The organism is Kitasatospora sp. NPDC057512 (assembly GCF_042802135.1).
GTDB lineage: Bacteria > Actinomycetota > Actinomycetes > Streptomycetales > Streptomycetaceae > Kitasatospora.
The window spans coordinates 1-10,484 of sequence record NZ_JBHVET010000256.1; the positions used below are offsets into that span (position 1 = coordinate 1).

The following is a 10,484-nucleotide window of genomic DNA, read 5'->3' on the forward strand; positions in this document are numbered from 1 at the left end:
CCACAGGCTGTGGACCGGGGCCGGCTCGTTGAGCGGCGGAGACATGGTTCCGGGGGTGGAAAACACTACGGGCCACGGCGCCGACACGGGACCCTCAACCCATGCGGCACCGCAGCCCGGAGCTGTCGTCGGGCGCCAGGTGGGATCGAGAACTGTGCGGGGTCCTCGATCTGCGGCGTCCGACCGAGGAGGGGCCGCGCGCGGTCAGGGCAGTTGCGCGGGGGCCTCTCCTTGGTGCCCTTCCATTGTGGACTAGACCAATCTCGGTTGTCCAGGCCTCTCGGAAAATTGGTCTAAACAACTCGGGAGGCGTCCGGGCCCGGCGGGAGGCCTGGCGCGCCCCGCCCGGACCGGCGGCGCTACCCTCGCCATGTGCCCTCGCTGAACGAACTCGTCCGCCGCCACACCACCCTCACCGGGGCCGATGTGGAATGGCTCCACCACCTGGTCTCGGAGTGGCAGCTGCTCTCCGACCTCTCCTTCGCCGACCTGGTGCTGTGGATCCCCACCTGGGACGGCATCCGCTACGTCTCGGTGGCGCAGATGCGGCCCAACACCGGGCCCACCTCCTACCAGGACGACATGGTCGGCCACCTCGTCCCGCGCGGCCGCCGCCCGCTGCTGGACGCCGCCTTCGACGAGGGCCGGATCGTGCGCGAGGGCGACCCGGAGTGGCGCGAGGAGGTCCCGGTCCGGGTCGAGTCGATCCCGGTCCGGCGCGAGGGCAAGGTGCTGGGCGTGATCGCCCGCAACACCAACCTGCTGACCGTCCGCACCCCGAGCCGGCTGGAGCTCACCTACCTCCAGAGCGCCTCCGACCTGGCCCAGATGATCGCGGCCGGCTCCTTCCCCTTCCCCGGTGTCGAGCAGGCCGACATGGACGCGGCCCCCCGGGTCGGCGACGGCCTGATCCGGCTGGACGCGGACGGCGTGGTCACCTACGCCAGCCCCAACGCCCTCTCCGCGTACCACCGCCTCGGCCTCACCACCGACCTGGTCGGCAGCCACCTCGGCCGGGCCACCGCCGACCTCGCCCCGCCGTCCCGCTCGGCCGTCCACGAGGCGCTGGTGAAGCTGGCGAGCGGCTGGGCGCCCCGGCAGACCGAGGTGGAGGCGCAGGGGGGAGTGGTGACCCTGCGGGCGATCCCGCTCAAGCCCAAGGGCACCCTGACCGGTTCGCTGGTGCTCTGCCGGGACGTGACCGAGCTGCGCCGCCGCGACCGCGAGCTGATGACCAAGGACGCCACCATCCGGGAGATCCACCACCGGGTGAAGAACAACCTGCAGACCGTCGCGGCCCTGCTGCGGCTCCAGTCCCGCCGGATGGAGTCGGAGTCTGCCCGGGCCGCGCTGGACGAGGCGGTGCGCCGGGTCGGCTCGATCGCGATCGTGCACGAGACGCTCTCCCAGGCGCTGGACGAGCAGGTGGCCTTCGACGAGATCGCCGACCGGGTGCTGGCGATGGCGATGGAGCTGACCCAGGACGGCCGGGTGGCGACCCGCCGCACCGGCAGCTTCGGGATCCTCTCCGCCGAGGTGGCCACCCCGCTGTCGATGGTGCTGACCGAACTGCTCCAGAACGCCCTGGAGCACGCGTTCGGTCCGACCGCCTCCGGGAACCTGGAGGTCAGCGCGCTGCGCGGGCGGGCCCCGGCGACCGGCAAGGGCTGGTCGGACAGCTGGAACGGCGGCGCCCGGCCGGAGGAGTACCTGCTGATCACGGTGCAGGACGACGGCCGCGGCATGCCGGAGGGCTTCGACCCGAAGACGGCGGGCAACCTCGGGCTGCAGATCGTCCGGACGCTGGCCACCGGCGAACTGGGCGGCACCTTCGACATGGTGGCCGGCCCGAACGGCGGTACGAAGGTGATCCTGGAGATCCCCGTCCGCTGAGGTCCCGGTCCGCCGAGGCCCCCGTCCACCGCGGTCGCGGCCGCCGGGAAACCGTCGCACGGGGATGCGTGTAGGTGCGCGGAGGGGGCGTGCGTCCGGCGGAAGCGCCGGGTACGCGCACCCGCACGCCGGAGTGCGGAAACAGAAACGAGGCCCTGTCGACCGGGGGGGTGGGTCGACAGGGCCTCTCAACCCGTTCCGGCCGTCGGGGGGAGTCGGCCGGAGCGGGGGCTCTGGGTGGTGCGACACCTCGCCGGTGCGTTGCACACGGTGAGCGCCACAGCTCCACGATATTGCTCTAAGTGAACAGTATCAAGTGCTTGGGCGGGTCCGGTGTCGCGGGACCTGGCTGGGCGAGGTCCTTGGTGCGGAAGGCTTCACCAGGAGGTGCAGGGAAGCCTTTGATCATGTGTCGATCGGTACTGCGGTCACTGCTGGTGCTACGGCGTGTGATCGCCGGGCGATCAGGCGGTGCGGGCGCGGTTGCGGGCTGCACGGCGCTTCATCGCGCGGCGCTCGTCCTCGCTCATGCCGCCCCAGACGCCGGCGTCCTGACCGGTCTCGAGCGCCCACTGGAGGCACTGCTCCATCACCGGACAGCGGCGGCACACGGCCTTGGCTTCCTCGATCTGCAGCAGAGCAGGACCGGTGTTCCCGATCGGGAAGAACAGCTCGGGGTCCTCTTCGCGGCAGACAGCGCGGTGGCGCCAGTCCATGGTCGTCCAACTCCTCCTGCCGCGGGGGGTGGCCCGATCGGCATAATCGAATGGCTTGTGAATGTGAACGCTTTCACGAATCCCGCAACAGCAAAAGAGACCAAAGGCCCGTCGGGCCCGGGTGGTCTGTGCTGGGGGGATTCGGCGATTCGAGGGACGCCCCGCGGTCGGCGCTCCTGTGGTTCCGGAGTTGCCGTCGCTGCGATGTGTCCCGATCGCCATGTAGAGGTTCGCAAACCTCGGGCTCGGATACAACCCCCTTCGGGGAGGAATTTTGGATTCTTCGGTGTCGCCTAGCTCACAGCCAGTACTTCTATGGAGTGAAGGGGGCTTGTGCGTTCGAGAAGAAGGAGGAACCCCCCTTCCAGTCACACAATCACACGCAGTGCCCGCCGTACGCCTGTGAAACTGACGCGACTCCTGTCTCCAAGATGGTCCCCGTCGACCTGGAACGGCGCCGGTTCCTCCGAAACCAAGGTGAAGTGTCTGACGTCGTGATAGGAGACGACGTGCTTCCCGGAGGGCCCACTGGGAGGGGTGCCGTCACTCGAAGTCGTGTACGACCGCAGGATCTGACGGACCGTTCGAGCCGTGCCGAACGCCGTCATCCGGGTGATGCCGAAGACGTCCAGGTTCGTGTCGAAGGAGGCGAGCGGTGAGGGGTAGACCGGACGGTTCCCGAGGAACGTCCAGGGAGAGGTGTTGCTGACTATCGACAGCACCAGGCCCGGAACCCGCTCGTGGCCCGGCAGCTCCAGGGAGATCGGGCCGGAACGGCGCTGCTCACGCTGGGTGAAGTAGTGCCGGAGGGCCTGGCCGACGTACAGGGCGTGGGTGGACTTGCGCCCGGCCCGGCGCTGCTCCTCGACCCGGCCGACCACCCCGGCGTCGAAGCCGAGGCCGGCGGTGAAGGTGAACCAGCGGTCCGGCAGCCCGTCGGTCATCGCCTTGCCCAGCCCGATCGGCCGCTCCCGGCCGTGCTCCAGCGCGTCCAGCAGGGCGCCGGTGGCCTCCACCGGGTCGTTGGGCAGGCCCAGCGCGCGGGCGAACACATTGGTCGAACCGCCCGGCACCACGGCCAGTCGCGGGACCTTCTCGCCCGGGCCGTGCGCCAGCAGCCCGTTCACCACCTCGTTGACGGTGCCGTCCCCGCCCAGCGCCACCACCAGGTCGACCGTGCCGTCCTCCGCCGCCTCGCGGGCCAGGTCGCGCGCGTGGCCCCGGTAACGGGTCTCGGCGACCTCCAGCTTGAGATCGCTGCGCAGGGCGTGGATCAGGACGTCCCTGGTCCGGCCACTGGTGGTGGTGGCCTTGTGGTTCACGACCAGGAGAGCGCGCATGGGGAAAGCCTACGGGTCGGTACGGAGCAACCGGCGGCTACCCTGCTGGAGTGACCGCAGAAACCTCCGCACCCGTACCCTCGGCCGGATCCGGCCGCCCGGCCTCCCTGACCCTGGGCGCCGCCATCACGGCCCTGGCGGGCGCCGCGCTGGCCGTCGTCGGCGTCTGGGACATGGTGGCCGCGCTGTCCGGCCAGTCCAAGCAGCTGGCCCTGAACGAGTTCGGCGGAGCGGTCATCGTGCTGCTCGGGGTGCTGCCGGTGCTGGCCGCCCGCGCCCTGCTCAAGGAGCGCCGCTGGGGCCGCAGTCCGGCGGTGCTGACCAACTCGATCTGCCTGCCGGTCGGCTACTACATGGCCGAGAGCGGCGGCGCGATGATCGCGGTCGGCGTGCTGGTCGGGGCGCTCGGCCTGGTGGGCATCGGCTGCCTGCTGAACCCGAAGTCGACGGCGGCCCTGTACGCCCCGTCCGAGGACTAGGGGTACAGGGCCGCCGGGGGCTTGAAACCGGGGAGCCTCAAGCCGGGAGACTGAAGGGGCGTCAGTCCTACTCCTCCACCAGGAGCTTCTCCCGCAGCTGGGCCAAGGTCCGGGCGAGCAGCCGGGACACGTGCATCTGGGAGATCCCCACCTCGGCGGCGATCTGCGACTGGGTCATGTTCCGGAAGAACCGCAGCACCAGGATCTTCTGCTCCCGGGGCGGCAGTTGGGCCAGCAGCGGCTTGAGCGACTCGCGGTACTCGACGCCCTCCAGCGCCTCGTCGGTCGCGCCCAGGGTGTCCGCGACGGCCGGCGACTCGTCGTCGCTGTCCGGCACGTCCAGGGACAGCGTGGAGTACGCGTTGGCGGACTCCAGGCCCTCCAGGACGTCCTCCTCGGAGATCCCCAGGTGCTCGGCCAGCTCGTGCACCGTGGGGGAGCGGCCGTGCCGCTGGGAGAGCTCGCTGGTCGCCGTGGTGAGCGACAGCCGCAGCTCCTGGAGCCGGCGCGGGACGCGCACCGCCCAGCCCTTGTCGCGGAAGTGCCGCTTGATCTCCCCGACGATGGTCGGCGTCGCGTAGGTGGAGAACTCGACCCCGCGCTCGTGGTCGAAGCGGTCCACCGACTTGATCAGGCCGATGGTGGCGACCTGGGTCAGGTCGTCCAGCGGCTCGCCCCGGTTGCGGAAGCGCCGGGCCAGGTGCTCGACCAGCGGGATGTGCATCCGCACCAGCTGGTTGCGCAGCTCGACCCGCTCCGGGGAGCCCTCGGGCAGTGCGGACAGCCGGACGAACAGCGCGCGGGCGGCCTCCCGGTCCGGGGCGCCGCTGCGGTGCGAGCCCTGGGCGGGCAGGGCGACGTGCGGCTCGGCCTCGACCGCCGACCCGGCCTCGACGGCGGGGTCGGCCGCGTCCGCCGGTTCCGCCCCGACGGCCGGGGCCGTCTCGTCCACCGGGTCCGGCGGGGGCGCGGAGGCAGGCGTCGGCTCGGACGTCGGCTCGGTGGGGTGGCTCATCCGCTGGGCGTCCTTCGGGTGCGCTTCGTCGTTGGCGGCGAGGCCGGGAACGCTCGCCTGGGTCGGTACGGCAGGTCCCGCCGTCGCGAGGCCGGTACGGTCCAGATCACTCACGGCCATTCCCCCGTTCCGTTCCGGGAGCACCGGGGCCGGTGGCCCCGGAATCGTCTCGTTGGTCGTACCGCGTGGGTGGCGGTACCGGGAGCCGTCCGTCGGTCCCCGGAGCGGGGGAGCGGCGGACGGCCCTTGCGCGGGTGCTGCTCGGTGCTGCTCGGTCGTGCGGTGCGGTCCGGCGCCCGACTAGTGGGAGGGGGATCCGCCGCGCTTCTTGTGCAGGCTGATCGACACGGTCTTGTCCTCGGCGACCGAGGAGTCGACCTCGCCGGCCAGGGCGGAGAGCACCGTCCAGGCGAAGGTGTCCCGTTCGGGGGCCTTGCCGTCGGTGGTCGGGGCGGAGACGGTGACCTTCAACGAGTCGCCGACCAGCCGGAACTCGCAGGACAGTACGGAGCCGGGCACCGCCTGCTGGAGCAGGATGGCGCAGGCCTCGTCGACCGCGATCCGCAGGTCCTCGATCTCGTCGAGCGTGAAGTCCAACCGGGCCGCCAACCCGGCCGTCGCTGTTCGCAGGACGGAGAGGTAGGCCCCGGCTGCGGGCAGCCGGACCTCCACGAAGTCCTGAACGCCGAGATCGCCGTCGATCTGGGACACCCTTGCCTCCTGGGTGGCGCGCTGTGCTTTCTTGGTACCCCGCTTGTTACCGCTTGCTACCCCCGAAGGGGGCCCGGCGCCGCGGATCCGCCATCGCTCTGCCTTCCGCACCCCGGTTCGGGAGTTACTCATGGTAAGGCATTGCGACGCAGGGTGGCAGACCCTTTCCCCGGACTCCCGGGGGCCGTTCAGCGCCGTCCGGCGGCGGCCAGCGCCTCGTCGGTGAGCCGGAACACCGTCCACTCGTCCATCGACACCGCGCCGATCGACTTGTAGAAGTCGATCGAGGGCTGGTTCCAGTCCAGGACCGACCACTCGACCCGGGAGTAGCCGCGCTCGACGGCGATCCGGGCGAGTTCCAGCAGCAGCGCCTTGCCGTGGCCGCCGCCGCGCGCCTCCGGGCGGACGTACAGGTCCTCCAGGTAGATCCCGTGGGTGCCGCGCCAGGTCGAGAAGTTGCGGAACCAGACCGCGAAGCCGACCGGTTCACCGGTGGCGTCGTCCTCGGCGATCAGCCCGAACAGGGCCGGGTTCTCGCCGAACAGGGCCTCGTGCAGCTGCTCCTCGGTGGCCTTCGCCTCGTGCAGGGCCTTCTCGTACTCCGCGAGTTCGCGGATCATGGCGTGGACGACGGGGACGTCGGTGGCGACGGCGGTGCGGATCATGTCCGTGAGCCTACTGCTCGGGACCGGTCTCGTCCCAGGCCTGGACGGAGGTCTGGTCGACGATCCGGCCGTCCCGCAGACCGGCCATCGAGGACATCAGTACCCGGACGCCGTCCGGGTACCGGCAGGACTCCAGGAAGGCGACGTGGTCGTCCTGGACGACCACCTGTTCCAGTTTGTGGGTCATCTCGCGGCTGTAGACGTCGTCCAGCATGGCGCCGATCTCCTCCCGCCCGTGCATCACCAGGGGGTGGCTGGGCTGGGTCTTGTGATCGACCATGCGCAGTTCGGCGTCCTCCGCGTAGAGCGCCAGGAGGGCCTCGGCGTCGCGGCGCTCGATGCCCTCGCGCAGTGCGCGGGTGTCGAAGGCGGCGGGGGCCGCCGTGGTGGTCATGATCTCGCTCCTCCGGTCGGGGTCCGTCGGCTCGTACCTTGAGCGTACGCCCGCGGCCGCCCGGACCCGGAGGAGCGGGATCCGGGCCGGTCAGGGGGCCGGCACGGTGCGCAGGTAGGCGGCCAGCGCGCTGATCGCGGCCGGGTTGCGCGGGCTCTCCACCAGGTCGACGTAGTCCAGGACGAAGATCCGGTCGTTCCTGACCGCGGCGACGTTCGCCAGCGGCGGGAAGGACATGAGGAACTTCCGCTTCTCCTCGGCACCGGTGCCGCCGTAGTTGTTGATCACGATCACCTCGGGGTCGCGCCGCACCACGTTCTCCCAGCCGGCCGTGAACCAGCTGTCGGCGAGGTCGCCCATGATGTTGGTCCCGCCGGCCTTGGCGATGATCTCGCTGGCGGCGGCGAACTTCCCGGCGGTGTACGGCTTGTCCTGCCCGCTGTCGTACAGGAAGACGGACGGGCGGCGCTCGGGCTGCGGGACGGCGGCGATCCGCGCCTTGAAGTCCGCGATCAGCCGGTCGGAGCGGTCCTTGACGTCGAAGATCTCGCCGAGGTTGGCCAGGTCGGTGTAGAGCGCCTCCAGCGGGTCCATCACGCCGCGCTCGGTGCCCTTGCCGCTGCGGCAGGACTCGCTGAGCACGTACGAGTCGACGCCGAGCGCCCTGAAGGCCTGCGGGGTGACGCCGCTGCCCTCGTCGAAGCCGTAGTGCCAGCCGGCGAAGACCAGGTCGGCCTTGGCGTCCAGCGCGATCTCCTTGGTGATCCGCTGCTGGGAGAGCCACTTCGTCTGCTGGTAGCCGTCCTTCCAGGCGACCTGGTCGACCTTCCCCTTGTCGTCGGGCATCACGTAGCCGGCCATCCGGTCGGCGAGGCCGAGCGAGAGCATCAGTTCGGTGATGCCGACGTCGTAGGTCACCGCCCGGGCGGGCTTCTGCGCGAAGGTGAGCTTCTCCCCGCAGTTGTCCACCGTCACCGGGTAGTGGGCGGAGGAGGCGGTGGCCTCCTTCGGGGCGATCTCGGCGCCGCAGCCGACGAGTCCGAGAGTGAGCAGGGCGGTGGCGGCAACGGCCTTGGTGCGCACGGGAGTTCCTTCGGGGTCAGGGGAGACGGTCGAACAGCAGCTGGAGGGCGCCGGTCTCCGGGTGGCGCACCGGGGTGCCCCGGACGCCGAACACCTCGGCCAGCAGGGCGGGTCGGAGCACCTCGCCGGGCGGCCCGGAGGCGACGATCCGGCCGTCCCGCAGCACGTACAGCAGGTCGCAGTGGCCCGCCGCCAGGTTGAGGTCGTGCAGCGCGGTGAGCACCGTCGGACCGGCCTCGCGGGCGAGTGCCAGCACCTCCAACTGGTGCGCGATGTCGAGGTGGTTGGTGGGTTCGTCCAGCACCAGCAGACGCGGCTCCTGGACCAGCGCGCGGGCGAACAGCACCCGCTGCTTCTCGCCCCCGGACAGGCTCAGGAAGCCCCGCTCGGCGAGGTGCCCGGCCCGGACCCTGCGCAGCGCCTCGGCGCAGCGCCGCTCGTCCCCGTCGGCGGGGCCGCCGAAGCCGCGGCGGTGCGGCAGCCGGCCCATGGCGACCACCTCGGCGACGGTGAAGTCGAACTCGGCGGAGTGCTCCTGGGCCAGCGCGGCCACCCGGCGGGCGCTCTCGCGGGCGGTGAGGGCGTGCAGGTCGTCGCCGGCCAGCCGGACCACGCCGCCGGCCGGCTTCAGCACCCGGTAGACGCAGCGCAGCAGGGTCGACTTGCCGCTGCCGTTGGGGCCGATCAGGCCGACCACCTGCCCGGCGGCGGCCGCCAGGCTCACCTCGTGGACCAGCCGGGTGCCGGCCAGCTCCACCGAGACGCCGTCGACGGCGAGGTCCTGGGCGCGCACCGGTCCGGCCGCCGTACCGGCGGTCACGGTCGTGTCGGTCATCGGGCACCTCCGAGGGCCTGGCCGCGGCGGCGCATCATCACCAGGAAGGCGGGCACGCCGAGCACCGCGGTGAACACCCCGACGGGCAGTTCGGCGGGTGTCAGCAGGGTGCGCGAGGCGATGTCCACCCAGACCAGCAGCAGCGCCCCGGCGAGCGGCGCGACCACCAGCACCCGGCGGTGCCCGGCGCCGACCAGCATCCGCGCCAGGTGCGGCACCAGCAGCCCGACGAAGCCGATCGCCCCGCTGACCGCGACCACGGTGCCGGTGACGGCGGCGGTCACCACGAACAGCTCGCGGCGCAGCCGGTCCGGGTCCACGCCGAGCGAGGCGGAGGTCTCGTCGCCCATCGCGAGCGCGTCCAGCCGCCCGGCGGCGCAGACCAGGTAGGCGAGCCCGGCCAGTACGGTGACGGCCGCGATCGGCACCTTGCCCCAGGTGGCGCCGCCGAGGCTGCCGAGCAGCCACATCATGGCGTCCCGGGCGGCCTCGCCGCGGTCGGCGGCGAAGACCATCAGGGTGGTGGTGGCGGAGAAGCCGTAGGACAGGGCGGTGCCGGTGAGCACCAGCCGCAGCGGGGTGAGCCCGTACGCGGTGCGGGCGGTGAGGTAGACCAGGGTCATGGCGGCCAGCGCGGAGCCGAAGGCGGAGACGGAGATCGCCCACACCCCGAGCGAGGCGAAGACGCCGAACAGCAGGACGGCGTTGGCGCCGACGGCCGCGCCGGAGGAGATGCCGAGCACGAAGGGGTCCGCCAGCGCGTTGCGTACCAGGGCCTGGACGGCGACCCCGCAGGCGGCCAGCCCGGCGCCGACCACGGCGGCCAGCACGGTGCGCGGCAGCCGGATCTCCCAGACGATCGCGTACGCGGCCGCCTCGTCCGCGTCCAGCCGGCCGCCCGTCAGCCCGGCGCCCAGGAGCCGCAGCACCCGGGGCAGGCCGAGCCCGGAGGAGCCGAGGGCGACCCCGCAGACCAGGGAGAGCAGCAGGGCGGCGGCGAGTCCGGCGGCGAGCGGGACGACGGGTATGCGACGAGCGGGCGGGCCGACTGCACGGTTGACGGGTGCGCGGTTCACGGGTGCGCCTTGCCTCGGGCCGGGAGCGCGCCGGGGCGGGCGCGGGCCGGAGGCGTGCCGGGGCGCCGTTCCCCTCGCAGTCCACGGCGAGTTGTCGGGAGGTCGGCGGCCGAGGGCGATCGGGCTGGCGCGGCCGTACGGGCGGGTACGGGCCGTGCTCACCGTTGCGGGTCAGCGCCGGATTCGCACCGGACTTCCCCCTCGGACGCCCTGGCAGCATAACAGCCACTCAGGGCAGGCAACCCTTACCGGGGCGGGTCGGACGTGAACGCACGAC

General features: G+C 72.0%; 11 protein-coding genes and 1 riboswitch. Of the genes, 2 read left to right on the top strand and 9 right to left on the bottom strand.

Features of this window, described 5'->3' with window-relative positions:
• Positions 1 to 372: 372 nt before the first annotated feature.
• Positions 373 to 1,893, top strand: coding sequence for a sensor histidine kinase (locus ACFU6K_RS18350; protein WP_380664214.1), 1,521 nt, complete (start codon positions 373 to 375; stop codon positions 1,891 to 1,893).
• Between the two features lie 464 nt (positions 1,894 to 2,357).
• Here the strand turns inward: ACFU6K_RS18350 and ACFU6K_RS18355 are convergent, their stop codons facing one another.
• Together ACFU6K_RS18355 and ACFU6K_RS18360 are read right to left on the bottom strand one after the other, a co-directional pair.
• Positions 2,358 to 2,609: a WhiB family transcriptional regulator gene (locus tag ACFU6K_RS18355; protein ID WP_014138019.1), complete on the bottom strand. Its 252-nt coding sequence runs from the start codon at positions 2,607 to 2,609 to the stop codon at positions 2,358 to 2,360.
• Positions 2,610 to 2,977: 368 nt separating this feature from the next.
• Positions 2,978 to 3,949 (bottom strand): diacylglycerol/lipid kinase family protein, encoded by a 972-nt coding sequence (locus tag ACFU6K_RS18360; RefSeq protein WP_380664216.1) that lies wholly within the window; start codon positions 3,947 to 3,949, stop codon positions 2,978 to 2,980.
• Between the two features lie 50 nt (positions 3,950 to 3,999).
• Here ACFU6K_RS18360 and ACFU6K_RS18365 point away from each other — a divergent pair, with 50 nt between their 5' ends.
• Positions 4,000 to 4,428 (top strand): hypothetical protein, encoded by a 429-nt coding sequence (locus ACFU6K_RS18365; RefSeq protein WP_049649428.1) that lies wholly within the window; start codon positions 4,000 to 4,002, stop codon positions 4,426 to 4,428.
• A 67-nt stretch (positions 4,429 to 4,495) separates the two neighbouring features.
• On the opposite strand, the gene ACFU6K_RS18370 is transcribed toward ACFU6K_RS18365, so the two are convergent.
• The 7 genes from ACFU6K_RS18370 to ACFU6K_RS18400 all read right to left on the bottom strand — a co-directional run bounded on the left by ACFU6K_RS18370 (position 4,496) and on the right by ACFU6K_RS18400 (position 10,207).
• Positions 4,496 to 5,563, bottom strand: coding sequence for an RNA polymerase sigma factor SigF (locus ACFU6K_RS18370; protein WP_380664218.1), 1,068 nt, complete (start codon positions 5,561 to 5,563; stop codon positions 4,496 to 4,498).
• 180 nt (positions 5,564 to 5,743) lie between these two features.
• Positions 5,744 to 6,154, bottom strand: coding sequence for an anti-sigma regulatory factor (locus ACFU6K_RS18375; protein WP_380664220.1), 411 nt, complete (start codon positions 6,152 to 6,154; stop codon positions 5,744 to 5,746).
• A gap of 188 nt (positions 6,155 to 6,342) precedes the next feature.
• Positions 6,343 to 6,819 carry a GNAT family N-acetyltransferase gene (locus ACFU6K_RS18380; RefSeq protein WP_380664223.1) on the bottom strand — a complete coding sequence of 159 codons (477 nt, stop codon included), beginning with the start codon at positions 6,817 to 6,819 and terminating at the stop codon, positions 6,343 to 6,345.
• A 10-nt stretch (positions 6,820 to 6,829) separates the two neighbouring features.
• Entirely contained in the window at positions 6,830 to 7,213 is a 384-nt protein-coding gene (locus tag ACFU6K_RS18385; protein WP_380664225.1) for a nuclear transport factor 2 family protein, read from the bottom strand.
• A 90-nt stretch (positions 7,214 to 7,303) separates the two neighbouring features.
• On the bottom strand, positions 7,304 to 8,296 hold the full coding sequence (locus tag ACFU6K_RS18390) for an ABC transporter substrate-binding protein (protein ID WP_380664227.1): 993 nt from the start codon (positions 8,294 to 8,296) through the stop codon (positions 7,304 to 7,306).
• Between the two features lie 16 nt (positions 8,297 to 8,312).
• Positions 8,313 to 9,131: an ABC transporter ATP-binding protein gene (locus ACFU6K_RS18395; protein ID WP_380664229.1), complete on the bottom strand. Its 819-nt coding sequence runs from the start codon at positions 9,129 to 9,131 to the stop codon at positions 8,313 to 8,315.
• On the bottom strand, positions 9,128 to 10,207 hold the full coding sequence (locus ACFU6K_RS18400; protein ID WP_380664231.1) for a FecCD family ABC transporter permease: 1,080 nt from the start codon (positions 10,205 to 10,207) through the stop codon (positions 9,128 to 9,130). The genes ACFU6K_RS18395 and ACFU6K_RS18400 overlap by 4 nt, the downstream gene beginning before the upstream one ends.
• A 122-nt stretch (positions 10,208 to 10,329) precedes the next feature.
• Positions 10,330 to 10,455, bottom strand: a riboswitch (cobalamin riboswitch).
• Between the last annotated feature and the right edge of the window lie 29 nt (positions 10,456 to 10,484).

Bases quoted from the DNA above. Each gene is read 5' to 3' on its own strand.
- ACFU6K_RS18370 (WP_380664218.1), bottom strand. From the start codon at position 5,563: ATGGCCGTGAGTGATCTGGACCGTACCGGCCTCGCGACGGCGGGACCT.
- ACFU6K_RS18385 (WP_380664225.1), bottom strand. From the start codon at position 7,213: ATGACCACCACGGCGGCCCCCGCCGCCTTCGACACCCGCGCACTGCGC.
- ACFU6K_RS18395 (WP_380664229.1), bottom strand. From the start codon at position 9,131: ATGACCGACACGACCGTGACCGCCGGTACGGCGGCCGGACCGGTGCGC.
- ACFU6K_RS18355 (WP_014138019.1), bottom strand. From the start codon at position 2,609: ATGGACTGGCGCCACCGCGCTGTCTGCCGCGAAGAGGACCCCGAGCTG.
- ACFU6K_RS18360 (WP_380664216.1), bottom strand. From the start codon at position 3,949: ATGCGCGCTCTCCTGGTCGTGAACCACAAGGCCACCACCACCAGTGGC.
- ACFU6K_RS18380 (WP_380664223.1), bottom strand. From the start codon at position 6,819: ATGATCCGCACCGCCGTCGCCACCGACGTCCCCGTCGTCCACGCCATG.